The organism is Nonomuraea sp. NPDC051941 (genome assembly GCF_044593615.1).
In genome coordinates this window covers 1-26,115 of sequence record NZ_JBIUCF010000069.1, presented here as the reverse complement: position 1 = coordinate 26,115, position 26,115 = coordinate 1, and the positions used below count along the sequence as shown (strand labels likewise).

Below are 26,115 nucleotides of genomic sequence, written 5' to 3'. Positions count from 1 at the left end.
CGTGTTCCTTCCGATTCGTTGAGGCGGCCGAGGGCTCGCTAGTCCACCTGGAAGCCCTGCTCGTTGCCGTACTGGATGCAGCGCTGCTTCCACTGCTCGAGGATCTCGGCGAGCGAGCCCTTGCCCGTGGTGTAGAACGGCGATGCGAGGTCGCCGTAGACCGAGCGTGCCCACTCGAAGAACGGCGGGTACTGCCAGCCGCTCCCGACGATCTCCGAGGCCTCGGCCAGCACCGCGCCGACCTTCTGGTCGCCGAAGTACTGGTTGGCCTTGCTCTGGAACGCCTCGCTGTCCAGGACCGAGGTGTTCGGCACGAAGGCACCCGCGTCGACGCGGGACGACAGACCACCGCCGTGCGTGAAGTACTCGAGGAACTTGAAAGCGGCGTCCTGGTGCTCGGCCGCGGCCGGGATGCCGAAGGAGCTTCCGCCGTTCGCCGCTCCGACCTTGTCTCCCTGCTTCCACTGGGGCATCAAGGCGACTCTGAAGTCACCGGCGGCCTTCGGCGCGCGCTCCGGCAGCGTGGAGGTCAGCCAGCCGCCCATGGTCTGGGTGGCGAGGCTTCCGTCGTTGAGCGTCCGGTTCCAGTCGTCGGACCATCCTGTGATCTTGGTGTTGATCAGGCCCTCGTCGAGCATCTTCTGCCAGAAGGCCACGGCCCTGGTCGTGCCCTCGTCGGTGAAGTCGATGTGCACCTTGTTGCCGTCCACCTTGAACGGGCGGCCACCGGCCTGCCAGATGAGCGAGAGCAGGAAGAAGATGTCTCCCGTGTCCTGGGCGATGTAGTGGTCGCCGCCGAGCGCCCGGACCTTCTTGGCGGCCTCGTGGTACTCGTCCCACGTCGCCGGGGCCTTGTCGACGCCGGCCTTCTTGAGGGTGGCCGTGTTGTAGAACAGCGCCGAAGGACCGTAGTCGGACGGCAGCGCGTAGACCTTGCCGTTGACCGTCACGTCGCTCCACGCGCCTGGGACGTAGTCCTTCTTGAAGTTCTCGACGCCGTACTTGCCGAGATCGGCGAGCTTGCCGGGAATGGCGAAGTAGGGCACGGCGAAGTACTCGAACATCACGACGTCAGGTACACCGGAACCGGCCTGGATGGCGTTGTCGAGCGCCTTGTACTCGTCCTGGGAGGAGCCCGCGTTGACGACCTCGACCTTGATGTTCGGGTTCGCGGCCTGGAAGCCCGGGACAGCTCCCGCGACGGTGCCGTCCCAGCTCCAGACCGTGAGCTTCACCTGTTGGTCACCGCCGCTGCCGGTCGAGCTTCCGCCGCCGGAGCCGCCCGAGCAAGCGGTCAGCGCGAACATCGGCACGAGTACCGCGGAAAGGACCCTTGCCTTCTGGGAGAGCCGCATCGAGCCTCTCCTCTCGTCCTGGGGGATGGGTTCGAAATTATTTCGCAACTTGTTCGGTGCTGCCAGGACACTAGGTGGCGTGTCTGTCCCGTGTCAACGGGAGGAGCAGCGAGGATGTCGGGCGGCAATGAGGGGAAGGGTTCGTGGTAGATTCGAAATAGTTTCGAAGCCCGGAAGGAGCCCTGATGTCACGGCGAGGTCGTTCGGAGCGAGCTACCTTGGCGGACGTCGCCCGACTGGCCGGCGTCTCGCCGGCGACCGCCTCGAAGGTCCTCAACGGGCGGAGCGATGTGGGCGCGAGTACGCGTGAGCATGTCCTCGGGGTCATGGCCGAGATCGGCTACATGCCGACGGCGGTGCGACATGAGCGAACCCGCGACCGGACCCTCGTCACTGTGCTCGACATCGTGGAATCCCGTTATGCCGGAACGGTGCTCCAAGGGGTCCTCGTGGCCGCGACCTCCGCGCAGGCGGAGCTTCTCCTTCGCCTGCCGCCGGACGAGCCGATCAGCGCGAGCCGTGTGGCGGCCCGTGCCTGGATGGAGGAGCAGAAGGCGTCCGGTGTCGTCGGTGTCATCGCGCTCGCCGTGGCCGTGCCGGACTCGGTGCTCTTCGCCGCGGAGGAGCTCGAGGTGCCTGTCGTGTCGATCGACCCGATCGATACGACTGAATCGCGTCTCGTGAGCATCGGCTCGACCAACTGGGCGGGTGGTCGCTCGGCGACCGAGCACGTCATCAAGCTCGGCCACCGCAGGATCGCCTGGATCGGCGGCCCGCTGGGCTCTGCCCCCTCGCTGGAACGCTTCCACGGGTACCAGGCCGCGCTCGACTCGGCCGGCGTCGCGCCGGATCGTGCACTGATCCGCCACGAGGCGTTCTCCGTCGAGGCGGGACTGCGGCACGGCCATGACCTGCTCGCGCAGGACGAGCGGCCGACCGCGATCGTCGCGGGCAACGACGAGATCGCCGTCGGGGTCCTCGCCGCGGCCAAGGAGCTTCACATCAACGTGCCGGGAGAGCTGTCGGTCACCGGGTTCGACGACACGCCGCAGACCCAGTGGACCACGCCCCGGCTCACGTCCGTCCGGCAGCCTCTCGTCGGCATGGGCCGGATGGCGGTCGAAACCGTCCTCGGCATGGCGGACGGCGTCCAGCCCGCCTCCCGGCACCTCCAGCTGGCGACGACCCTCAGCGTCCGCGACTCGACGAGCCCCGTCCCTTCGTCCTGATCCGCCGTCAGGACAAAATATGAAACTTTCATGGCCTGCCGTCCCTCGCAGGAGGACCTGACGAAAGTTTCGGTGCGCATCATGGGTGGCTGAGCCCCTGTAGCGCCGGATCAGGCAGCCGAATGTGTCTGAAACTTTTCAGATCCACCTTGACATGTTTCGGAAGCATTTCCACACTGAGTCACCAAGCGACGCCTTGATGGCGTGTCCCCGCGTGTTCCCGTTTCCGTATCTCAGACATGGAGGCTCAGGCATGGGCGCAAACGCCATACCCTCGTCTGAAACCAGGCGGCCCTTGAACGGCTTACGCTGGTCCCTGATCGTCGGTGCTCTCGGCGTGCTCGCCGTGATCATGGCGCTGATGGCGCCGCTCCGCGCCGATGCCGCGGCGAGTACGCTCGGCGCGGCCGCCGCGCAGAGCGGGCGGTACTTCGGCGCCGCCATCGCCGCGGGCAGGCTCGGCGACTCGCAGTACACCACGATCGCCGGCCGCGAGTTCAACATGGTGACGGCCGAGAACGAGATGAAGATCGACGCCACCGAGCCGAACCGGGGCCAGTTCAACTTCACCAACGGCGACCGCGTCTACAACTGGGCCGTGCAGAACGGCAAGCGGGTGCGCGGCCACACCCTGGCCTGGCACTCCCAGCAGCCCGGCTGGATGCAGTCGCTGTCCGGCGGCACGCTGCGCCAGGCCATGATCGACCACATCAACGGCGTCATGGCCCACTACAAGGGCAAGATCTACGCCTGGGACGTGGTCAACGAGGCCTTCGCCGATGGCAACTCCGGCGGCCGGCGCGACTCCAACCTGCAGCGCACCGGCAACGACTGGATCGAGGTCGCCTTCCGCACCGCGCGCGCCGCCGACCCGGCCGCCAAGCTCTGCTACAACGACTACAACATCGACAACTGGACCTGGGCCAAGACGCAGGGCGTCTACAACATGGTCCGCGACTTCAAGCAGCGCGGCGTGCCGATCGACTGCGTGGGCCTGCAGTCGCACTTCAACGGCAACAGCCCGTACAACAGCAACTACCGCACCACCATCTCCAGCTTCGCCGCCCTCGGGGTGGACGTGCAGATCACCGAGCTGGACATCCAGGGCGGCTCTCCGCAGACCTACGCCGCCGTGACCAATGACTGCCTGGCGGTGGCCCGCTGCGCCGGCATCACGGTGTGGGGGGTGCGCGACCAGGACTCCTGGCTCGGCGCCAACGCCAGCCCGCTGCTGTTCAACGGCAGCAACAAGAAGCCCGCCTACGACGCGGTCCTCAACGCCCTGAACGCCGCCAACCCCGGCCCCACGCCCACGGTGACCCCGACGCCGCCCGGCGACAATGGCCAGATCAAGGGGGTGGCCTCCGGTCGCTGCCTGGACGTGCCCAGCGCCGGCACCACGGATGGCACCCAGGTGCAGTTGTGGGACTGCAACGGCCAGTCCAACCAGCAGTGGAGCTCGACCTCCGCGGGTGAGATCAAGGTGTACGGCAACAAGTGCCTGGACGCCGCCGGCACCGGGAACGGCACGAAGGTGCAGATCTACAGCTGCTGGGGCGGCGACAACCAGAAGTGGCGCGTCAACTCCGACGGGAGCATCGTCGGCGTGCAGTCGGGACGCTGCTTGGACGCCGTTGGCACAGGCACCGCCAATGGCACGCAGATCCAGCTGTACGACTGCTCAGGCGGCGGCAACCAGAAGTGGACCTGGAGCGGGCGTTCCTGAAACCGCGCGTCGGTAGGCCCATGGCTTCGCCGCAACCGGTGGCCGGTTGCGGCGAAGCGCGCGCGAGGGTCTGCGAGCGTCGTCGGGCTCACACGCCCGTGATGGTCCATTGGTTGTTGGTGCTGTTGTTCGGCGTCCACATGGCGACGGTGGAGCCGGCTGTGCTGTTGCCCATGCCGTCGAGGGCCGTGCCGGTGCCGCGGTTGATGATCTGGTAGCGGCCGTTGCCCGTGCTGTTGAGGCGCCACTGCTGGTTGTTGCCGCCGCCCCACGCCGCCTGCCTGGCGTTGGCTCCGTTGGCGGTGTTGCCCCAGCTGTCGACGACCATGCCGTTGGTACGGTTGACGATGCGGTACCACCCGCCGCCCAGGTCCACGAGCTGCCACTGCAGGTTGGTGCTGCCGTCCCAGTTCCACTGCTTGAGGTTCGCCCCGGAGGCGACGTTCCCGCCGCTGTCCAGCGCCAGGCCGGTGGTCGCGTTCGTGATCCGCACGTAGGTCGCCGGCGGGGGGCCGCCGGACCCGGTCATGCGGTACGTACGACCGGCCTGGCCGGTCAGCCCGATGACGTCGTTCTCGGGTTTGGCGACGCTGACGGTGTCGCCGGTCGTGGTGTCGACCACCTGGTAGGTCCCGGCGAAGATCCGGCTGCGTACGTTGACCGTCCCGTCACGGTCGAACCTGATGAGGATCTCGGTGGCCCCGCCGGAGCTCCACGTCGCGTCCACGGTGTAGCCGCCGCGCCCTCGAAGACCCTGCGCCTTCCCGCTCGGCCAGGCCGCCGGGAGCGCCGGCAGCACGTGAAGCTCGCCGTTGTGGCTCTGCAGCAGCATCTCGGCGATGCCGGACGTCGCGCCGAAGTTGCCGTCGATCTGGAACGGCGGGTGCAGGTCGAACATGTTGGGCGCGAGCCGGGCCGTCGTCACGAGGGCGCGGATCAGGTCGTGGGCCCGCGTGCCCTCCTCCATCCGCGCCCAGTAGTTGATCTTCCATGCCAGCGACCAGCCCGTACCGTCGTCACCGCGCAGTTCGAGGGTCCGCCGCGCGGCGGTGTACAGCGCGGGGGTGCCGCGCTTGGTGATCTGGTTGCTGGGGTGCAGGCCGTAGAGGTGGGAGATGTGCCGGTGGTTCTGCTCGGTCTCGACCCAGTCGTACAGCCACTCCTGGATGTTGCCGCGTGAGCCGGTCTTCATCGGCGGGAGCCGGTCCCGGGCGGCCAGGACCTGCGCCCGGAAGCTCGCGTCCGTGCCCAGGAGCTCGCTCGCCTTGGCGCAGCCGTTGAACAGGTCTCGCAGGATCTGGTTGTCCATCGTCGGTCCGGCGCAGATGCTGACGCCCGAGTGGTGGGGAAGTTCCGGCGAGTTCGACGGGTTCGTGACCAGATATTTGAGGTTCGGTTCTTCCACGAGGGTCTCCAGGAAGAACTGCGCGGCCCCCTTCATGGCCGGGTAGTACTGCCGGAGGAAGTCGAGGTCGCCGGTGAAGAGGTAGTGGTCCCAGATCATGGTGGCCAGCCATGCGCCGCCGGTCTGCCACATGCCCCAGGTCGCGCCGTCGACGACCGAGCTGCCCCGCCACCCGTCGGTGTTGTGGTGGGTCACCCAGCCGCCGGCGTTGTACTGCACCCGGGCCGTGCGGGCGCCGCTGACCGTGAGGTCATTGATCATCCTGAACACCGGCTCGTAGCACTCCGACAGGTTGGTCGTGTCGGCCGGCCAGTAGTTCATGGGCAGGTTGGCGTTGAGGGTGTACTTCGAGTCCCAGGACGGGGTCAGCGAGTCGTTCCAGATGCCCTGCAGGTTGGCGGGCTGGGTGCCCGGCCGCGAGGAGGAGATCAGCAGGTAACGGCCGTACTGGAACAGCAGCGCCGAGAACTGCGGGTCGTTGCCGCTCGCGTGCTGCGCGATCCGTACGTCGGTCGGCTGGTCGGCCGCCGAGGTGCGGCCGAGGTCGAGCGTCGTGCGCCCGAACAGCCGCTGGTAATCGGCGACGTGTCGACCGCGCAGGTCGTCGTAGGTCCTGCCGGCGGCGGCGTCGAGATGGCGCCGGGCGATGCCCTGATAGTCGCCGCTGACGTCCTTGTAGCTCACGTAGCCGGAGCCGATGGAGATCAGCACCGTCACGCTGTTGGCGGACCTCACCTGCAGGGTGCCGCCGGAGCTGCTGACACTGCCGCCTTCGGCGACGGCCCGGGCCAGCGCCAGGAACTTGACCTTGCCGGCCAGGCCCCTCTGGTCGCCGGAGATGCCGTCGAGCGCCACCGTCGTGCCGTCCGGGCTGGAGCGCGTCGTCCGCTGCGGGCTGCCGAACGTCGCGGAGAACGTGATCGAACCGGGCTTGTCGGCGGTCAGGCGGACGGCGATCACCTGATCCGGCGCGCTCGCGAGCACCTCGCGCCGGTACCGTACGCCGTTCTGCAGGTACGTCACCGTCGTGGTCGCCGTGGTCAGGTCCAGGAAACGGTTGTACTCCGAAACCCCGGCGGCGCTGCCGAAGGTCAGTCGCAGATCGCCCACGGGCTGGTAGGCCAGCTGAGCCGAGGGGTTGCCCAGCATGTTCTGGTCGACCAGGGTCTGGGCCTGGCTCCACTGGTTCTGGAAGACCAGCTGCCGGATCTGCCCCAGCGCCGCCGCGCCCTTCGTGTTGCTCTGGTCGTACGGCCCGCCGGCCCAGATAGTGTCCTCGTTGAGCTGCAGCCGCTCGGTGTCGACGTTGCCGAACACCATGGCGCCCAGGCGGCCGTTTCCGATCGGAAGCGCGCGCAGCCACTCCGTGCCGGCGCTTTCGTCGTACCACAAGGCCAGATCGTTCGCGGCTCTCACCTCCGCAGGCGCCATCGACGCGGCCCGGGCCGCGGCCGTCCATGGTAAGGGCAACAGCGCGGCTCCGGCTCCAGTCGCGCCGAATCTCAGCACTTGTCTTCGCGATAAATCAGCCATTTCGGTTCTCCAAGCCCCTGGGGATTTCGCGGGCGGTCGGCCTCCGTCGGGTACGAGCACGAGCCCCGCACCCTGCGTGCTCATGGCCATCGCCGGGGCGATGACTCGTCCCGGCGATGGCGCATGGTCAGCTGTCACGGGCTGTCAGGCGCGGGCCCACTTCTGGTTGGTGGCGCCGGTGCAGGTCCAGATCTGCACCTTGGTGCCGTTGGCGGTGCCGTACCCGGATACGTCCAGGCACTTGTTCGCCCCCACCGCCGTGATCGTGCCGTCGGCGTTGAGGCGCCACTTCTGGTTGTTCTGGCCGTTGCAGTCCCAGATGATCACGGCGGTGCCGTCCGCCGTCCCGGCCCCGTTCACGTCCAGGCACTTGCCGCCGTAGACCCGCAGCTCACCGGAGCTGGTGGAGGCCCACTGCTGGTTGGCCTGGCCGTTGCAGTCCCAGATCTGCGTCTGCGCGCCGTTGGCCTGCGAGGCTCCGCTGACGTCCAGGCACCGCCCCGACCCCGCGCCCTTGAGCGCGCCCGCCGCCGGCGGATCGACCGTGGGGGTCGGCGTCGGGTTCGGGTCGCCGCCTCCGAACTGCGTGAAGAAGTTCCACACCACTGGCCTGGTCCAGGACTTCTCGCCGGGCTCGAGGTCGCCGGGCTTCCCGTCCACGGGACCGGGGGTGTGGCCGGCGTCGAACGCCGCCCATGCGACCGGATACCCCGCCCGGCACCCCGAGTAGTTGGTGACGACGTGCGTCAGGCTGCCCTGCGCCGGCTCCGGCGGGTTCTGGGGGGTGCAGCCGTTGTTCCTGACGAACCTGTCACGCAGCGACCGGCCCGTGGAGATGTTGAGCACCGGATCCCTGAGGCCGTGCAGCCCGATGTACGCGATGGGCTCGTTGCCGCCGCTGCACCCGCTGAGCTGCCCGCCGGAGTAGACCGCCACCGCGCGGAAGACCGTCGCCCGGACGCACGCGAGCGCGTAGCTCATGCCGCCGCCGTAGCTGAAGCCCATGGCGAAGCGCTGGGAGGTGTCCACACAGAGGTCCGCCTCGATCCGGCGGATCATGTCGTCGACGAAGGTGACGTCCTCACCGCCCGAGTTGGCCCAGCCGTTGTTGAAGCCCTGAGGCGCGACGAAGATGGCGGTGTTGTTCGACAATGCCCTGAGCCCGTAGTAGGACCAGGGGTACCCGCTGGTCCCGCCCCCGTCGACATCGTTGGCGGTGCCGCCATTCCAGTGGAATCCGAAGATCAACCGGTAGGGCGTGTTGTTGTTGTAATTGTCCGGGATTCTCAGAATGTAGCTGCGATTTTTCCCGCTGGTCGTAATCGACTGCGTACCGCTTCTCAGCGTCGGGGTCTTGCCGCATCCCGCGGTGCCCGCGAGGGCGCTCCGTTGTGCGAAGGACGGGGGCGCGCTGTCGCCCAGCGCCGTATGCACCGTGGCCAGGACGATGAGCAGTACAGCGGACGCGATAGCGGTGAAGAGGTACCTGAGCCTCGACATCACGCAAATTCCTTTGCCGTTCTTGGGGTGAAAAACGCAAAAGGGAAGCCACTTCCACCACCTTTTCCGGGGGTGCGGGCGTTGGAAGTGTTAGCGCTCACTCAACGCCGCAGTAATGGGATCTCCTTTCTTCCTGGCGGCTGGAGGCGATGGTGCAGCGGAGCAAATATGACCGTGACAAGACCTGTCAAGGCTCGGCCTTCTCGACGTTGTGGGCCTGTGCCTGAGACGACCCCGTCGCTCCGGCGTCTGACCAGGAGAAGCGGCCGTGGCCGCCACTGACGTGCCGCGATGAAACTTTCACAGCCCTCGATCGAATCGGTTCCGAGGACGCGAACGGGCGCTAGCGCCGCAGCCGCACGGGGTCGGCCGGTCCGCTGCGGCGGACGATCCAGGCCTCGGTGATGTGATTGAACATCGCCTCGGCGGCGCCCCCGGGATCGTGGGCGGCGATGCGTTCGTAGATGCGGCGGTGGCCGAGGTTCGACGCCACGCAAAGCGCCCGCTCGGTCCGGCCCAGGTATCGGGCGGTGTTGATGACCTGGCTTTCCAGCGCCCGTACGACGCCCCGGGCGATGCGGTTTTCCGACGCCTGCATGATCGTGTCGTGGAAGGCGCGGTCGCTTTCGGCGTACGTGACCGGGTCGTCCACGAGCTCGTCCATCCGATCCACCAATGCCCGCATCTGCTCCACGGTGTCCGGCCCGGCCAGGCGGGCGGCGACGTTGGCCATGTCGGACTCCAGCACGCGCCGCGTGACGACGAGGTCGTCGAGGATCGCCAGGCCCTCTTCCTCGGCGATGGTCGCGGCGAGGACGAGCTCGTCGAGCATGTCCCACATCGCCGGCGGGGTCACCATGGTGCCGGAGCCCTGACGGACCCGTACCAGTCCCTTCTCCTGCAGGAGTTTCACCGCTTCCCGGACGACGGTGCGGCTCACGGAGAAGGCCTCGCACAGCGCGGGTTCGGGGGGCAGCGATGTCCCCGGCGGGTGCACGCCGCGAACGATGCGCTCCACCAGCTCGGCTGTCACCGCTCTGGCGAGACTGGCAGGACGTCGTACCCAGGCCGGTGGCGCCGGGACGCTGCCAGGCGTTTCCTGCGATGTCGTCATAGACCCCTCCTGGCGCGCCACCGCGTCAGTATACGTGAGCCCTATTGACGTTATACGTCATACGAATTATGTTTGCGCCTGGTCCAGCGGTCCTCTCGGAAAGCGGGCAGGAATGAAGCAGCGAGCATTGTGGTCGGCCTTGATGGTCGCCGCACTGGTCCTGGCCGGTTGCGGGAGCGCGGCCCGGACCCAGTCACCCTCCGGAAACTCGACGCAGAAGCAGCAGAAGATCGTGGTCTGGGACTGGAAGTCCGGTGAACCGGCCGCCGCCGCCTACATCGAGAAGGCCAAGGCCGACTTCGCCAAGCGGCATCCGGGAGTCACCGTCGAGTTCGTCTCCCAGCCGTTCGACCAGTACTACACCCTGCTCGGCACGGCCATCCAGTCCAGCAAGGGGCCCGACGTCATGCTCTTCAACGGGGGAGGGCAGATCCGCGACCGGGTTACCGCACTCCTTCCGCTGGACCAGTACGTGGCCGAGGACAAGAGCCGGCTGGCGGGCTGGGACGCGTTCAGCAAGGACGGCAAGACCTACGCCGCACCGGTGACCCTGCAGGGACACCCGATCTACTACAACAAGACGCTCTACGAGAAGGCCGGTCTCGACCCGGCGAACCCGCCCAAGACCTGGAACGAGTTCGTCAGCGGCTGCGCCGCCATCAAGAAGGCGACCGGGGCCACCTGCTTCGCGCTCGGCAACAAGGAAGGCGCCGGAATCCAGTTCTTCCTGTCGGGCCTCGGATCCGGCATCCTGACGCCTCAGGAGTACGACGACTGGATCGCCGGGAAGCGTGACTGGACCTCTCCGCACGTGAGGCGGATCTTCGAGCTGTGGAAGGACGCCGGCGACAAGGGGCTGAACAACGACGGCGCCAACTCCACCGCGATGTTCACCGACATCTTCAGAGTCTTCGAGACCGGTAAGGCCGCGCACATCATCGGGCTGATGTCGGACATCGGGCACTGGAAGGATTTCGGCGAGTTCCTGCCGCCCGACAAGATCGGCGTCATGCCGGCCCCCGTCGTCACCGGCGGAGCCACTCCGAGCCTTCCGTACGACGGCGGCATCGGCTACGCGGTGGCCAAGTGGACGAAGGACCCCGCGCTGGCCGCCGATCTGGTGCGATCCCTGACCTCGACCGACGCCTTGACGGCGTTCTACTCCAAGGCCGGCGCGATCGCGTCCGACACGACGATCGACTTCTCGCAGGCCGGCCCGGCCGTCGCCACGATCGCGTCCGAGATCAAGACCGGCAAGCCCGCCCTGCACGTGGCGCTGTCCTCCAAGACCCTGGACCTGATGGGAAGACTGTCGCAGCAGCTCCTGAGCGGGTCGACCACCGTGGACAAGGCTGTGGAGCAGCTGGCCGCCTCCGACCGGGCGGGCTGACCGCGTGCCGATCGGAAGTCCGTCCCCGTTGGTCCGCCCGGCCGGCTCCGTGCCGGCCGGCGGAGGGACCGTCAGGCACCGGGGACGCCGCCGGGACACCCGTAGGGGGCGCGCGGAGCGCCTCGCGCCCTACGTCCTGGTGGCCCCGGCCGTACTGATCATCGTGGTGCTGCGGCTGTGGCCGCTGGTCCTGGGGGTCAACTTCTCCTTCACGGGTGACGGCGAGCTCAACGGAACGCCCGTCGGCCTGGGCAACTACCTGGAGCTGGCCGGCGACCCGTTGTTCCGCACCTCGCTGCGCAACGTCGGGCTGCTGGTGCTGCTGCTTCCCGTGGCGGTGGCGATTCCGGGGCTGCTCGCGACCTTCATCTATCTGCGCGTGCCCGGTCACCGGGTCTACCGCAGCGTCTATTTCTTCCCGGCCGTGCTCTCGCCGGTGATCGTCGGTGCGATCTTCAACCTCATGCTCGGGTTCGACGGCCCGTTGAACGCCGTCCTCGGGGCGGTCGGCGTCGGCCCGGTCGACTGGCTCGGCGATCCGGGCGTCGCCATGTTCACGGTTGTCGGCGTGCACGTATGGGCGACGTTCGGGATGGCCCTGGTGGTGTTCCTCGCCGGATTCAGCACCCTGGACGCCTCGCTGCTGGACGCCGCCCGTGTGGACGGCGCGTCGCTCCGCCAGATCATCTGGCACGTGATCATCCCGAGCCTGACGCGCACCATTCAGTTCGTCTTCGTGACCACGATGATCGGGATGCTGACATCCATGTTCGGCCTGCTCTTCGTCATGACCAGCGGAGGCCCGGAGGGATCGACCTACCTGCCGGAGTACTACATCTGGCACCAGCAGGGACAGATGAACCGGCCTGCGCTCGCCTCGGCCGCCTCGACGGTTCTCTTCGTCGTCATGCTCGTGGTGGGGCTCCTGCAGATCACTCTGCTCCGCCGCACGGGGAGGCAGGACTGATGCCCGGCAGGCGCCTGGCCAGGTGGGTGGCCGCTGTCCCCATGGCCGTGCTCGCGCTGGCGACGATCTATCCTCTCGTGTTCACCGCCAACGTCGCGATGAAGACCCGCCGCGACTACGTCCTCGACCGGTTCTCCCCGGCGGGTTCCCTGCGCTGGGACAACATCGCCGAGGCGTGGGCCGGCGCCGGAATGGCGCGGTTCTTCGTCAACTCGTTCGTCGTCGTGGCATTCGCCGTGGCCCTGCTGCTGCTGTTCGGGTCGATGGCGGGCTTCGCGCTGAGTCAGCTGCGGTTTCGCGGTTCTTCGGTGATCTTCCTGGGCTGTCTCGCGGGGCTGTTCGTCCCGTTCCAGGTGATCATGGTGCCGCTCACCAGGGTCATGGCCGACAGCGGGCTCATCGACACCTATCCGGGACTGATCCTGGCTTACGTCGCGCAGTTCCTCCCGTTCACCGTCTTCCTGATGACGAGCCACTACAGGACCATTCCGGCGGAGATCGTCGACGCGGCCAGGATCGACGGGAACACGGTGTACGGCGTGTACCGGCGGATCATGCTCCCGCTGGGCGTTCCGGCGCTGCTGTCGGTCGGCATTCTCGACGCCCTGTTCTGCTGGAACGACGTGCTCATCTCCCTGCTCATGATGCCGTCGCCCGAGCATCGCACCCTCATGATCGGGGTCAACGCGCTGCGCGGACAGTATTCCGACGACATCCCCACCTTCGCCTCGGGGGTCCTGATCGCGGCGATACCCGTGGTGATGATCTATCTGTTCCTCCAGCGCCAGATCGCCGACGGCGTCACCGCCGGTTCCACGAAAGGCTGACATGCGGATCACGGGGTATCGGACCACGACGACGGTCCAGGAATGGGGCCGTCCCGTCGGTGACGCCAACGGCGTCTTCGCCGACGGAGTGGTATCGGTGCCGCTCGTCATGGTGGACACCGACGAGGGGATCACCGGCATCGGGCTCGGGCCGCACGTGGAGATCGAGGCCGTCTTCGCCGCGATCGAGGGCGAGGATCCGCGCGGGGTGACGGCGCTCTACGACCGCATGCTGCGGCAGACCTTCAAGGCGGGCCACGCCGGCGCCGTGTTCGGCACGATCGGCGCACTCGACACCGCCCTGTGGGACATCAAGGCACAGTTGGCCGGTGAACCGCTCTGGCGGTTGCTGGGTGGACGCGACCGGCGGGTGCCCGCCTACGCCTCAGGCCTCGACATCGGCCTGACCGACGACGAACTCGTCTCCGTCTACCAGGTCTACGCCGAGCACGGTCTGCGTGCGGCCAAGATCAAGGGTGGCCTCGACATCGAACGCGACCGGCACCGCCTGACGCTGGTACGGGACGTCCTGACCGAGGCCGGGCACGGATCGCGGCCGGGCCTGATGCTCGACGTGAACGAGGCCTGGACCCGCAAGCAGGCGGTCCGGCACGTCTGCGAGCTCGAACGCACGCTGGATCTCACGTGGATCGAAGAGCCGGTCCGGCGGTGGGACGCCGAAGGCCTGGCCGTGGTCGGCCGCGGGATCCGCGCCTCCGTCGCCACGGGGGAGAACCTCACCGGGCTCGAGCAGTTCCGTCCGCTGCTGGCCGCGGGGGCCGTCGACATCGTCCAGACGGCCGCGGTCTGGGGGGTGTCCCACTTCCTCCGGGTGTCCACTCTGGCGCACGCTCATGAGCTGCCGGTCAGCCCGATCGGGACCACGCCGGTCGCGCTGCTGCACGCCGCGACGTCGGTGCCGAACCATCTGGCCAGCGAGTTGCAGGACCTGCACCCGCCACTCGGACTGTCACTCGACCTGTACGTCGAGGACGGCGCGTTCATCCTCGGAGACGCGCCCGGTCTGGGCATCACGATCGACGAGCACGCGATCAACGCGTGCACCCGCAAGCCGAACGCCAGGGCCGCCGAGGGCCCCAACATCCGCCCGGAACCCGCCGGACGACGGCTGCTGGCGGTCAACGGCGGCTTCCATCAGGTCTAGCACCCTGGCCGACGTCGGCGCGGCTCCGGGTGGCTGAACTCGCGCGACACCTACCCCGAAGGCACGGGCGCGGGCTCGGGCTCGAAAGCCCGGATGCCGGCCACCGCCTCCCCTCACTGGGCGGAGTGGGTGGCCGGCGTTCGATTTGCCGAGGGTCTTGCCCCGGGACCGGGTCAGCGGTAGCCGGCGGTGATGATGTTGGCCTGGACGGCGTTCTCGGTGGCGTCGGTGGGATAGCCGGCGACCATGGCTCCTTCGTAGAAGGTTCCGGCGCTGAGGTTGGCGCCGCCGTCAGGCTTGCAGCAGTCGCCACCGCTGCCCAGGATGATGGCCCCCTGCTTCTTCATCGGGCTGTAGCCGTTGGGGAGTGGCCCGTCGTACAGGGTGTACAGGCTGCCGGACTGCGCGTTGCTGCCCTTGATGGCGAATCGGCTGGTGCCGTTGTTCTTCAGCGTGGCGGTGACGAACTTGTGGGGGAAGGCCCGCTGGTTGGGGTTCCAGGACTGGCTGCCGCCGGGGTAGAGCCCCCATTCGAGGTCGGCCTGGACCCAGGGGCCGCTTCCCTGGCAGCCGCCGAACCAGCACTGGGTGCTGAAGTTGATGGCGTCCATGGCGCCGGCGGCGTCGGCCTTCCTGGTCGTCTCGCTGTTGCCGTAGTCGAAGCAGCAGCCGCCGTTGACGTGGGTGCCGCTGGTGACCATGTACATGCCCTCGGGTGCGCTGCCGGTGGGCACGCCGGTCAGGTGGCCGTCCCGCCAGTAGCTGTTGCCGGGGTTGATGTAGAGCGAGTACGCCTTGCCGCCGCCGACGGTGAGCGACTCGGTGGTCGCGATCGCGGGCCTGCTCTGAGGGGAGCCGGGGACCACGCTGGATCCCTGGTACCACAGGTCGTTGCCCCGCCCGGACTGGTCGTACACGACGGTCATGACGCACGTGGTGCCGGTGCAGAACGAGTCCTGGGCCGCGGCGTCGGCGACACCGCCCGCGGTCAGCACGGCGATGTTCCTCGTCGTGTTGTCGGAGGAGCGCCTGACCTGGTACAGGTTGCCGTTGTACGAGCCGTAGAGCGCCCGTGTCGTGCTGTGCGCGGCCACGCACGGCGTGCCGCCGGAGGCGTAGATGTCGCACGGGCGCGCGCCGGGCGGCGGCGGGGTGGGCGTCGGAGTGGGCTCGGCTCCGGTGGTCCATTTCTGGTTGGTGCCGCCATGGCAGGTCCAGATGTGCACCTTGGTGCCGTTGGCGGTGCCGTACCCGGAGACGTCCAGGCACTTGTTCGCGCCGACCGCGGTGATGGTGCCGTCGGCGTTGAGGCGCCATTTCTGGTTGTTCTGACCGTTGCAGTCCCAGATGATCACGTTGGTCCCGTCGGCGGTGCCGGCGCCGTAAACGTCCAGGCACTTGGTGCCGTACACCCGCAGCTCACCCGCGGCGGTCGACGCCCACTGCTGGCCGGGCTGGCTGTTGCAGTCCCAGATCTGCACCTGCGCGCCGTTCGTCTGCGAGGCGCCGCTGACGTCCAGGCACCGCCCCGACCCCACGCCCACCAGCGGCGTGGTCGCTGCCGAGGCCGGTGCCGACCAGGTCAGGGCGGTGGCCAAGAGGATCGCCAGCGCCGCCACCACGGCTGCGACGACGGCCGCCCGGGAGCCCGATAAGGGAACGGATGAAGGCTGCATGTCGTACTCCTTGGGGGTAGGGCGAGACGGAGACAGCCGCGCTCGGAGGCCGGTGCGAATCGATTCGCCAACGTAGTGCGTTCACTCAGGAGGGGGAGGCAGCGGTGTACAGCGAAGCACATACGACGGGTTGACCGCCTGTCAAGGCTCCGTCCTGTCCGGCGGCCTGCCGGAGGCCCTGCTCGGCGGCACTCGTGGTGGCGCTCGATGAAACGTTCATCCGCCGCAGGCTCGGCTGATCACGTCCGTCGACTGCCGGCGGGGCGAACCGGTTCGGCCCGCCGGATCACTGGGATGAGAAAAGGCGCTGCTGGATCTCTCTCCGGTAGTCGTCGAGGGTGTTGTCGATGTGCGTGGCCGCGGCCTGGGCGGCCGCTTCCGGGTCACCGGCGCGGATGGCCCGGTAGATGGCGTCGTGCTCCTCGACGGCCTTGGCGGCATGCCCGCCCACCGAGCCGCTCAGCCCAATGAGATTGGACTGCGCCTGCAGCCTGCGGGCCTCCCGCACCGCCACCTGGAGGAACATGTTGTGCGAGGCCGTGGCGATGGCGGTGTGAAAGGTGTCGTCGCCCTGGTTGAACAGGTCTTCTTGGCCGGTCTCGAAGCCGTGGCGGCACAGGCCGGCCGCCTCCTCGATGGCCCTCAGCTCCGCGGGGGTGGCGCGGCGGGCGGCGAGCCTGCTGGTCTCCATCTCCTGCGCCCGGCGGAACTCGAACAGCATGTAGACGTGGTCGAGGTCGGTCGGGAGGAAGAAGGAGGCCCAGCGCCCGGTGCCGAACATCCCCTCGTCGTCGGCCACGTACAGGCCGCGGCCCTTCTGGGCGCGTACCCGGCCGAGCGCGGAGAGCAGCTTCACCGCTTCGCGTACCACCGTGCGGCTGGTGCCCAGTTGCCGGGCCAGCTCGATCTCGGTCGGCATGCGGTCACCCGGACGCAGGCCGAGCCGGACGATCAACTCCAGCACCTGCTCGGCCGCCACCTCGTAGCCCGGCCGGTATCCGCTCTCGCGCGGGGTGTCGGTCACCGTGCTTCCTCCTCGCCGTTCCCTGCAAAGTATGACTGATGAGGGTGCCCTCCCAGGGCCTCAGGCGCTGGGAGCATGAGTACGACACATCTGAACGGTTCATAGGAAACAGATCGGCGCGGGTGTGCGCGGCGCAGGAATTCATGCTGGTAAATGGCGCAAATCGGCTAACCATGGCCGGAGCCTCGGTGTGCAAATGGTGAAATAAGCGGGCTTAAGGTCTTGACGGACATCAACACTCACAACGTAATTAGAGGCGAAGACCCCCAGAAGGGCGTCACCTGCCCGAGCAGCAGGGCGTGACCTGGCCACACCCGTACCCCCCAAAGGAACCACAGTGCAGTCATCTTCGCCCGTCACGGCGCTGAGACCGTTCCTGATCGGCATCGTCGCGGCGCTGGCCGCGGCGTTCGCCCTCGTCGCCCCCGCCACCCCGGCCCTCGCGGCCACCACGACCCTCTACGCGTCACCCACCGGCACCGGCACCGCCTGCACCTCCACCCAGCCGTGCTCGCTGTCCGCGGCGCAGACGGCGGTGCGTTCGCTGAACGGCGCCATGTCCGGGGACATCGTCGTCGAACTGGCCGACGGGGTGTACCGGCTGTCCGCGCCCTTCCGGCTGACCGCCGCCGATTCCGGGAACAACGGCTACGCCGTCAAATGGCAGGCCGCGGCGGGTGCCCGTCCCGTCATCAGCGGAGCCAAAGCGGTCACCGGATGGACCGTGGCCGATTCAGGGAAGAACATCTGGCGCGCCGACGTCGGCGCGGGGATCGACACCCGGCAGCTGTACGTCAACGGCGCCGTCGCCACGCGGGCGCGCACGACCGTGAACCGGTCCGACTTCACCGCCACCACCACCGGTCTGAGGTTCGGCAACAGCGCCCTGAGCTATCTGAACAACCTCGCCAACCAGAACCGGGTCGAGATGGAGAGCGTGGGCTCGTTCACGGACCGCTACGTGACGGTGCAGGGCATCAGCGGGAACTTCATCACGATGCAGCAGCCCGGCTGGAACAACAACACCTTCGGGTACGACACTTTCACGCAGCCGCACCGGGCGGGTCCGCTGTACCTGGAGAACGCCTACGAGTTCCTGGACGCGCCGGGGGAGTGGTACATCAACCCCGGCACCGGCGTCCTGTACTACATCCCGGCTGCCGGGCAGAACATGAGCAACGTCAATGTCGAGCTCCCGATTCTCCAGTCCCTGGTGAACGTCGGGGGCACCTACGACGCGCCCGCGCACCACATCACGTTCAGCGGGATCACGTTCTCCGGCACGACCTGGCTCGGGCCCAGCGGCAACCAGGGCTACGCGGACCAGCAGACGGGCGCCTACATCGCGGGTAACTGGAACTGGCCCGCCGACAGGCTGACCTCCTGCCAGGAGGGGTGCCAGCAGTTCGAGGCCGCGCGGCCGAACTGGCAGCAGATGCCGGCAGCCGTGCAGGTGTCCGCGGCCGGCAACATCACCTTCACCGACTCCCGGTTCGTCAACCTCGGCCAGACGGCCGTGGGCATCGGCAACGACGCCAACGCGCACGCCAGCGGTGTCGGCCTGGGCGCCGGCGACATCACGGTCACCCGGTCCGAGATCGCCCAGAGCTCGGCGGGCGGCATCGTGGTGGGCGGCGTGCGCGCCGACGCGCACCACCCCAGTGACCAGCGGATGGTCAACCGGAACATCACCGTCAGCAACAACCGCATCCACGACCTCGGCCTGGACTACCGAGGCATCGTCTCGGTCCTGACCACCTACGTCACCAACACCGACGTGTCACACAACGAGGTCTACAACCTGCCGTACACCGGCATGTCGATCGGGTTCGGCTGGGGCGCCAACGAGCCGGGCGGCAGCAACAACTACGCCAACCGCGGCCTGTACAACTACCAGCCGCGCTACACCACTCCCACCACCGCATCCGGCAACAAGCTCGTCGGCAACTACGTGCATGACGTCATGCAGCAGATGACCGATGGGGGCTGTATCTACACGCTGTCGTGGAACCCGAACGCGGTGATCAGCGGCAACCACTGCCTGCGGACCAACGGCTGGTTCGGGATCTACTTCGACGAGGGCTCCAAGTACTACAGCGTCACCGGCAACGTGCTCTCGAACACCGGCACCTGGGCCACCGCCAACTACTGGGGCGGCGAGAACATGGGGAACTTCACCGTCACCGGCAACTGGTCGACCAACGGCAGCACCAACGTGACCAACGGCGACCGCGGCAATGTGGTGAACAACAATGTCACCGTCACCAACGGCGCCTGGCCCGCGGGCGCCCAGGCCGTGATGGCGTCCGCCGGGCCCCAGGGCCAGCCTTCGGGGAGCACGAGTGCGTTCAAGGGTGCGGGGTCTGGGCGGTGCCTGGATGTCAGCGGAGCCTCGCAGGCCAACGGCGCGCAGGCGCAGATCTGGGACTGCAACGGGCAGCCGAACCAGCAGTGGACGTCGACCGCCGCGGGTGAGCTGCGGGTCTACGGCGGTAAGTGTCTGGATGTGAGCGGGGCCGGGACGGCGGACGGTACTGCAGTGATCATCTGGGACTGCAACGGGCAGGGCAACCAGAAGTGGCGCCTCAACGCCGACGGCACGATCACGGCGGTCGGCGCGAACAAGTGCCTGGACGTGTCCGGATACGGCACCGCCAACGGCACCAAGGTGCAGATCTGGACCTGCACCGGCGCCACCAACCAGAAGTGGACCCGCGCCTGACACCGTCCGGCGACGAGCCCCCTCCCTGACTCGAATCGATTCGACAGCAGAGGAACACTCATGTCCCGACGTCCGTGGCTCACCTTGCTGACCACGATGGCGCTGATCACTCCCGGAGCACTCGCGCTCGACGCCTCCCCGGCGAACGCCCTCGCCATCCCGGCGGCCGACTACCAGCAGGTGTCCCTCGCGTCGGGAGGTGCCGAGCTGGGTGAGGCGATGTCGCTGGCCGTGATGCCGAACCGGTCGGTGGTGCACACGGCGCGCGACGGCACGGTGCGCGTCACCGATGTCAGCGGCAACACGAAGGTGGCCGGCAGGCTCAACGTCTACAGTCACGACGAGGAGGGCCTGCAGGGTGTGGCGGTGGACCCCGACTTCGCGTCCAACCGGTACCTCTGGCTCTACTACTCGCCGCGGCTGAGCACGCCGAACGGTGATGCGCCGACCAACGGCTCGCAGGCGCAGTTCGACCAGTGGAAGGGCGAGCTGCACCTGTCCCGGTTCGTCCTCAAGCCGGACGACACTCTCGACCTGGCCAGCGAGAAGGTGGTCCTGCGGGTCCAGAACGACCGCGGCCAGTGCTGTCACGTGGGCGGTGACCTCGACTTCGACGCCGCCGGAAACCTCTATCTGACCACCGGCGACGACAGCAACCCCTTCGAGTCGAGCGGCTACTCCCCGCTGGACGAGCGGACCGACCGCAACCCGCAGTTCGACGCCCAGCGCTCGGCCGGCAACACCAACGACCTGCGCGGCAAGCTCCTGCGCATCAAGCCGCAGCCCGACGGCACCTACACGATTCCCAGCGGCAACCTGTTCCCGCCCGGGACGGCGAAGACCCGGCCGGAGATCTACGCGATGGGCTTCCGCAACCCGTTCCGGATGAGCGTGGACAAGGCGACCGGCATCGTCTACCTCGGCGACTACGGGCCGGACGCGGGCGTGACCAACGCCAACCGGGGGCCGAGCGGGCAGGTGGAGTTCGACCGCATCACCGGTCCGGGCAACTACGGATGGCCGTACTGCACGGGCACGAACACCACGAGCGAGACCTACAACGAATGGAACTTCGCCACCAACAGCACCGGCCCGAAGTACAACTGCGCGGGCGGCCCGACCAACAACTCCTTCCGTAACACCGGCCTGACCACGCTGCCTGCGGCGAAGCCGGCGTGGATCAGGTACGCGGGGGACGCCGGAAGCCCGCCGGAGTTCGGCTCCGGGTCGGAGTCGCCGATGGGCGGTCCGGTCTACCGTTACGACCCCAACCTGAACTCGGCCGTCAAGTTCCCCCAGTCGCTCGACGGGCGGTATTTCGCCGGCGAGTACGGCCGGCGCTGGATCAAGGCGATCGAGGTCAAGGCGGACGGCGCCTACGGGGAGATCTCGGCGTTCCCCTGGACGGGGACGCAGGTGATGGACATGGCCTTCGGGCCTGACGGGGCCCTGTACGTCCTCGACTACGGCGACGGCAACAACAACCAGGCGCTGTATCGCATCGAGTACATCGGCAGTGCCAACCGCAACCCGATCGCCAAGGCGTCCGCCGACAAGACGTCGGGACCCGCTCCGCTGACGGTGAACTTCTCCTCGGCGGGCAGCTCCGACCCGGAGGGCGGCGCGCTGACGTACTCGTGGAACTTCGGCGACGGCACCACCTCCACGGCGGCGAATCCGAGCAAGACCTACACCACGAACGGCGCCTACACGGCGACGCTCACGGTCCGGGACCCGCAGGGTCTCACCGGCACGGCGAGCGTGATCGTGAACGTCGGCAACACCGCGCCGACGGTCACCCTCACCACCCCTGCCGACGGGCAGCTGTTCTCCTTCGGCGACACCGTGCCCTTCCAGGTCACCGTCACCGACCCGGAGGACGGCACGATCGACTGCGCCGGGGTCACCGTCGCCTACCTCCTCGGCCACGACAGCCACCGCCACAAGATCACGTCCCAGACCGGCTGCTCGGGCTCGATCTCAGTTCCGGCCGACGGTGAGCATGACACCGCGGCCAACATCTACGGCGTCTTCGAGGCCTCCTACACCGACAAGGGCGGTCTGACCTCCACCAGCGACCGTACGCTCCAGCCGCGGCACCGGCAGGCCGAGCACTTCGGCGCCCAGCAGGGCATCCAGACGGCCGACCACGCCACCGCGGAAGGCGGCAAGACGGTCGGCTTCACCGACGACGGCGACTGGATCTCCTTCCAGCCGTACAACCTGGGCAACGCGACGAGGATCACCGCGCGGGTCTCCTCGGCCGGCGCGGGCGGCCGGATCGAGGTGCGCGCGGGCTCGGCGACGGGCACACTGCTGGGAACGGTGAACGTGGCGAGCACCGGCAGCTGGGACACCTTCGCCGACGTCTCGGCGAACCTCAGCGGCGCGCCGGCCGGCACCACGACGCTCTATCTGGTCTTCCGCGGCCCGACCGGACAGGGCTACCTGTTCGACGTGGACGCCTTCACTCTCGACACCGGCACCCCGCCCTCGGGGAGCACGAGTGCGTTCAAGGGTGCGGGGTCGGGCCGGTGCCTGGATGTCAGCGGAGCCTCGCAGGCCAACGGCGCGCAGGCGCAGATCTGGGACTGCAACGGGCAGTCGAACCAGCAGTGGACGTCGACCGCTGCGGGTGAGCTGCGGGTTTATGGCGGTAAGTGTCTGGATGTGAGCGGGGCCGGGACGGCGGACGGTGCCTCGGTGATCATCTGGGACTGCAACGGGCAGAACAACCAGAAGTGGCGCCTCAACGCCGACGGCACGATCACGGCGGTGGGGGCGAACAAGTGCCTGGACGTCAACGGCACCGCCAACGGCACGAAGATGCGCATCTGGACCTGCACCGGAGGAACCAACCAGCGCTGGACCCGCGTCTGAAAGGACACCCCATGCTGCGACGCCTGTCAGTGACGGTGGCGGCGATCACCGCCGCCGCGACGATGATCCCCGCTATCCCCGCCCAGGCCGCCGCCTTCAAGGTGCTGGTGTTCTCCAAGACGGCCGCGTTCCGGCACGACTCGATCCCCAACGGGATCCAGGCCATCCGCGACCTGGGGGCCGCCAACGACTTCGCCGTCGACGCCACCGAGGACGCGAACGCCTTCAGCACGGCCAACCTGGCCCAGTACAAGGCGGTGGTGTTCCTCAGCACCACCGGTGACGTGCTGAACGACAACCAGCAGGCCGCCTTCCAGACATACGTGGACGGCGGGGGCGGTTACGTGGGGGTGCATTCGGCCGCGGACACTGAGTACAACTGGGCCTACTACGGGCAGTTGATGGGAGCCTGGTTCAACAACCACCCGGCCATCCAGCAGGCCACCGTGCGGAACGAGGACCGGGCGCACGCCGCGACCGCCCACCTGGGGGCGACCTGGTCACGTACCGACGAGTGGTACAACTACCGCACCAACCCCCGGCCGAACGTCCGGGTGCTGCAGAGCCTGGACGAGGGCAGCTACAGCGGCGGCGGCATGGGCGATCACCCGATCACCTGGTGCCACCCCCAGTCCTCCGGCCGCGCGTTCTACACCGGCCTGGGCCACACCAAGGAGTCGTACGCCGATCCGAACTTCCGCACGTTGCTGCTCGGCGGAATCCGATACGCGGCCAAGGCCACCAACGCCGACTGCCGCCCGGAGACCGGGTACACGACGTTGTACAACGGCTCGACGACGGGCTGGTCGCAGGCCGGGCCGGGGTCCTTCGCCAACAGCGACGCCACGCTGACCTCCCAGGGCGGCATGGGCATGCTGTGGTACAACGCCAAGGAGTTCCGCTCCTACTCCGTCAAGCTCGACTGGAAGATGACCGGCGACTCCAACTCCGGCGTGATCGTCGGATTCCCGGCCACCAGCGACCCCGACGCGGCGCTCAACACCGGATATGAGGTGCAGATCGACGCGACCGACACTCCGGACAAGACGACCGGGGCGATCTACGGGTTCAAGGCCGCCGACATCGCCGCCCGCGACGCGGCGCTGAACCCGCCGGGTCAGTGGAACACTTATGAGCTGCTGGTGGAGGGTGAGCGGCTGCAGGTGTTCCTGAACGGCACCAAGATCAATGATTTCACCAACACCGATCCGGTCCGCTCGCTCCAGCAGGGCTACGTCGGCATCCAGAACCACGGGTCCGGCGACGTGGTGTCGTTCCGCAACATCCGCGTCAAGGAACTGACCAGCACACCGGGCAGTACGGGCGCGTTCAAGGGTGTGGGGTCGGGGCGGTGCCTGGATGTCAGCGGGGCCTCGCAGGCCAATGGCGCGCAGGCGCAGATCTGGGACTGCAACGGGCAGTCGAACCAGCAGTGGACGTCGACCGCTGCGGGTGAGCTGCGGGTTTATGGCGGTAAGTGTCTGGATGTGAGCGGGGCCGGGACGGCGGACGGTGCCTCGGTGATCATCTGGGACTGCAACGGGCAGAACAACCAGAAGTGGCGCCTCAACGCCGACGGCACGATCACGGCGGTGGGGGCGAACAAGTGCCTGGACGTCAACGGCACCGCCAACGGCACCAAGATGCGCATCTGGACCTGCACCGGAGGAACCAACCAGCGCTGGACCCGCGTCTGAGGCCAACCGTCCACACCCTCGCGCGGCCCTGCTCGGGGGCCGCGCGAGCCACAGGGGCGCGGCGATCAACGAGTGGCCGTGGTCACGAGAACACGGTGTTGTGGCGCAGCTGTTCGGCACACCACCGGAAGTGCCCGTCCTCGTCGCCCATGCCGAACAGATCGTAGGTGGTGAGGGCGTATACGGCCTGGTAGGCGGTGAGGGCAGCGGGCGCGTAGCCGAGTTCTCGCACGAAGAACCGGGTGAGTTCCGCGGTGTGCTCCTCGGCGTACGGGCCGTACATGTCCCAGACGGCCGCGGTGACGGCCGCCTCGAAGGCCGGATCGCCCGCGGTCGTGTAGAAGCCGAAGTCCAGGACGGCGACGGGCCGGCCGGCGGCGTCGGTGTGGATGTTGGGCGGCACGAGGTCACCGTGGATCGCTGTGACCGGAGCATCGGGAAGCGACCGGAGGGCGTCCAGCGTGCGCTCGACCCCCGCGCTGAAGTCCGGCACGTGCACAGCCAGCGCGGAGCCGTGCCGGGCCGCGGCTCGAACGACCAGGGCCGCGAGCGCGTCCTGGAAACGGTCGTGCCCCTGCCACAGCGGACGGTCGTCGCCCTGGACGGTGAGCCGGCGCATGGCATCGGTACCCGGCACCGAGGCGAGGCCGCGCAGGACGGTGAGCAGCGCGTCCCCGTGATGAGCGGGCAGCTTGTGCCCAAAGTCGCCTCGCATCGGGACGCCCGGCAGCTCACGCTCGTACGTCACCACGACACCCTCGTGCTCCTGGACCTGGAGGATCTCCGGGGTGGCGAATGGCAGCCGGTGTCGCGCGATGTCCGCGTACACCTGGCGGGTGAGTTCGGTCGGCGGCCGGCCGGTCCACACCTTGGCGACCTGGCCGTCGCCCAGCCTGTAGACGACGCCCTCGACGCCGGCGCCGAGACGGCGGGCTCCTGGGTGTCCGCGCTCGGCGAAGTATCCGGGCCACGGATCGGCGACGCGGGACTCCCCGGCTTTCAGCGAGATCTCCATCCGCGCATTACATCAGTAGCTGTACCGGCCCTACCAGGCATTTTCGAGGTGCGCGGTCAGCGGCTTCGCCGGGCCAGGCCGGTCAGGAGTTCCTTGACCTCGGTCGCGTCGTAGCGGTCGCGGTCGAAGGGGCCGATGAGCAGTGGGCCGTCGTCGGGGCTGTCGGGCAGGCGGCCGTGGCTGCCCCGGACCGGTGCCGGGTCGAGTGGTACCACCGGCATCGTGTAGCGGAAGCCCAGTTTCTTCTTGGCCAGGGCGGTGGCGGCGCGGAGCTTGACGAAGGGGTCATTTGGGTTCATGAACAGTTCGGCGGGGTCGTAGCCGGGTTTGCGGTGGATGTCTACGAGCCTGGCGAAGTCGGGGGCGCGGTCGTCGGAGAGCCAGTAGTAGTAGGTGAACCAGGCGTCGGGTTCCGCGATGGCGACGAGTTCGCCGGCGCGTTCGTGGTCGAGCCCGTACTTGGTCTTTCCTGCGTGGTCGAGTACTTCGTCCACGCCGGTGAGTTCGGTGATGATGGTGCGGGTGCGGTCGAGGTCGGCGGGGTCGCGGACGTAGACGTGGGCTATCTGGTGGTCGGCGACGGCGAAGGCGCGGGATGTCCACGGGTCGAGGTATTCCATCCCGGCCTGGGTGTGGACCTCCAGGAGCCCGGCGGCGCGCAACGCCCGGTTGACGTCGATCGGGCGGGACGCCGAGGTGATGCCGTACTCCGACAGCACGACCACCTCGGCCTCCTCGGCCAGCAGCGGAGCCAGAGCGGCGTCGACGGCGCGGGCCGCGGCGATCGCCTCGGGCCCGGCGGGGCCGTACCGTTGCAGGTCGTAGTCGAGGTGCGGGATGTAGACCAGTAGCAGGTCGGGGCGTTCGCGGGTCAGGATGTGGCGGGCCGC

17 protein-coding genes are annotated in these 26,115 nt (G+C 68.1%); 9 read left to right on the top strand and 8 right to left on the bottom strand.

Annotated elements, in window-relative coordinates; genetic code table 11:
- Positions 1–38: 38 nt before the first annotated feature.
- Entirely contained in the window at positions 39–1,355 is a 1,317-nt protein-coding gene (locus ACIHFD_RS60750) for an ABC transporter substrate-binding protein (RefSeq protein ID WP_397374729.1), read from the bottom strand.
- Between the two features lie 185 nt (positions 1,356–1,540).
- On the opposite strand from ACIHFD_RS60750, the gene ACIHFD_RS60745 reads away from it, so the two are divergent.
- Together ACIHFD_RS60745 and ACIHFD_RS60740 are read left to right on the top strand one after the other, a co-directional pair.
- Positions 1,541–2,584: a LacI family DNA-binding transcriptional regulator gene (locus ACIHFD_RS60745; protein ID WP_397374728.1), complete on the top strand. Its 1,044-nt coding sequence runs from the start codon at positions 1,541–1,543 to the stop codon at positions 2,582–2,584.
- Between the two features lie 295 nt (positions 2,585–2,879).
- A complete protein-coding gene (locus ACIHFD_RS60740; protein WP_397374727.1) occupies positions 2,880–4,310 on the top strand; it encodes an endo-1,4-beta-xylanase in 1,431 nt (476 codons plus the stop codon).
- An 88-nt stretch (positions 4,311–4,398) separates the two neighbouring features.
- On the opposite strand, the gene ACIHFD_RS60735 is transcribed toward ACIHFD_RS60740, so the two are convergent.
- The 3 genes from ACIHFD_RS60735 to ACIHFD_RS60725 form a co-directional block, all read right to left on the bottom strand.
- Complete coding sequence (locus tag ACIHFD_RS60735) at positions 4,399–7,107, bottom strand: glycosyl hydrolase family 95 catalytic domain-containing protein (RefSeq protein WP_397374726.1); 2,709 nt, start codon at positions 7,105–7,107, stop codon at positions 4,399–4,401.
- Positions 7,108–7,392: 285 nt separating this feature from the next.
- Positions 7,393–8,748, bottom strand: coding sequence for a lectin (locus ACIHFD_RS60730; RefSeq protein WP_397374724.1), 1,356 nt, complete (start codon positions 8,746–8,748; stop codon positions 7,393–7,395).
- Positions 8,749–9,091: 343 nt separating this feature from the next.
- On the bottom strand, positions 9,092–9,781 hold the full coding sequence (locus ACIHFD_RS60725) for a FadR/GntR family transcriptional regulator (protein ID WP_397374723.1): 690 nt from the start codon (positions 9,779–9,781) through the stop codon (positions 9,092–9,094).
- A gap of 193 nt (positions 9,782–9,974) precedes the next feature.
- Between ACIHFD_RS60725 and ACIHFD_RS60720 the strand changes: the two genes are divergently transcribed.
- The 4 genes from ACIHFD_RS60720 to ACIHFD_RS60705 are packed head-to-tail and all read left to right on the top strand — an operon-like array spanning position 9,975 to position 14,211.
- On the top strand, positions 9,975–11,252 hold the full coding sequence (locus tag ACIHFD_RS60720; RefSeq protein WP_397374721.1) for an ABC transporter substrate-binding protein: 1,278 nt from the start codon (positions 9,975–9,977) through the stop codon (positions 11,250–11,252).
- Between the two features lie 4 nt (positions 11,253–11,256).
- Positions 11,257–12,219, top strand: coding sequence for a carbohydrate ABC transporter permease (locus tag ACIHFD_RS60715; RefSeq protein ID WP_397374720.1), 963 nt, complete (start codon positions 11,257–11,259; stop codon positions 12,217–12,219).
- Positions 12,219–13,046 carry a carbohydrate ABC transporter permease gene (locus ACIHFD_RS60710; RefSeq protein ID WP_397374719.1) on the top strand — a complete coding sequence of 276 codons (828 nt, stop codon included), beginning with the start codon at positions 12,219–12,221 and terminating at the stop codon, positions 13,044–13,046. Before ACIHFD_RS60715 ends, ACIHFD_RS60710 begins: the two co-directional genes overlap by 1 nt.
- A gap of 1 nt (position 13,047) precedes the next feature.
- Positions 13,048–14,211 (top strand): mandelate racemase/muconate lactonizing enzyme family protein, encoded by a 1,164-nt coding sequence (locus tag ACIHFD_RS60705; protein WP_397374718.1) that lies wholly within the window; start codon positions 13,048–13,050, stop codon positions 14,209–14,211.
- A 173-nt stretch (positions 14,212–14,384) separates the two neighbouring features.
- Here the strand turns inward: ACIHFD_RS60705 and ACIHFD_RS60700 are convergent, their stop codons facing one another.
- Together ACIHFD_RS60700 and ACIHFD_RS60695 are read right to left on the bottom strand one after the other, a co-directional pair.
- A complete protein-coding gene (locus ACIHFD_RS60700; RefSeq protein ID WP_397374717.1) occupies positions 14,385–15,887 on the bottom strand; it encodes an arabinofuranosidase catalytic domain-containing protein in 1,503 nt (500 codons plus the stop codon).
- 286 nt (positions 15,888–16,173) lie between these two features.
- Positions 16,174–16,911, bottom strand: coding sequence for a FadR/GntR family transcriptional regulator (locus ACIHFD_RS60695; RefSeq protein ID WP_397374716.1), 738 nt, complete (start codon positions 16,909–16,911; stop codon positions 16,174–16,176).
- A 337-nt stretch (positions 16,912–17,248) separates the two neighbouring features.
- Here ACIHFD_RS60695 and ACIHFD_RS60690 point away from each other — a divergent pair, with 337 nt between their 5' ends.
- Genes ACIHFD_RS60690 through ACIHFD_RS60680 form a run of 3 tightly spaced genes read left to right on the top strand, consistent with a single transcriptional unit; the run spans position 17,249 to position 24,210 of the window.
- Positions 17,249–19,633, top strand: a complete 2,385-nt coding sequence (locus tag ACIHFD_RS60690) for an RICIN domain-containing protein (RefSeq protein ID WP_397374715.1) — start codon at positions 17,249–17,251, stop codon at positions 19,631–19,633.
- A gap of 60 nt (positions 19,634–19,693) precedes the next feature.
- On the top strand, positions 19,694–22,513 hold the full coding sequence (locus ACIHFD_RS60685) for a carbohydrate-binding protein (protein WP_397374713.1): 2,820 nt from the start codon (positions 19,694–19,696) through the stop codon (positions 22,511–22,513).
- Between the two features lie 11 nt (positions 22,514–22,524).
- On the top strand, positions 22,525–24,210 hold the full coding sequence (locus tag ACIHFD_RS60680; RefSeq protein ID WP_397374712.1) for a ThuA domain-containing protein: 1,686 nt from the start codon (positions 22,525–22,527) through the stop codon (positions 24,208–24,210).
- An 82-nt stretch (positions 24,211–24,292) separates the two neighbouring features.
- Here ACIHFD_RS60680 and ACIHFD_RS60675 read toward each other — a convergent pair whose 3' ends face one another.
- Both ACIHFD_RS60675 and ACIHFD_RS60670 read right to left on the bottom strand, forming a co-directional pair.
- A complete protein-coding gene (locus tag ACIHFD_RS60675) occupies positions 24,293–25,225 on the bottom strand; it encodes an aminoglycoside phosphotransferase family protein (protein WP_397374710.1) in 933 nt (310 codons plus the stop codon).
- A gap of 56 nt (positions 25,226–25,281) precedes the next feature.
- The coding region (locus ACIHFD_RS60670; RefSeq protein ID WP_397374709.1) for an alkaline phosphatase family protein at positions 25,282–26,115 on the bottom strand (834 nt) is incomplete at its 5' end.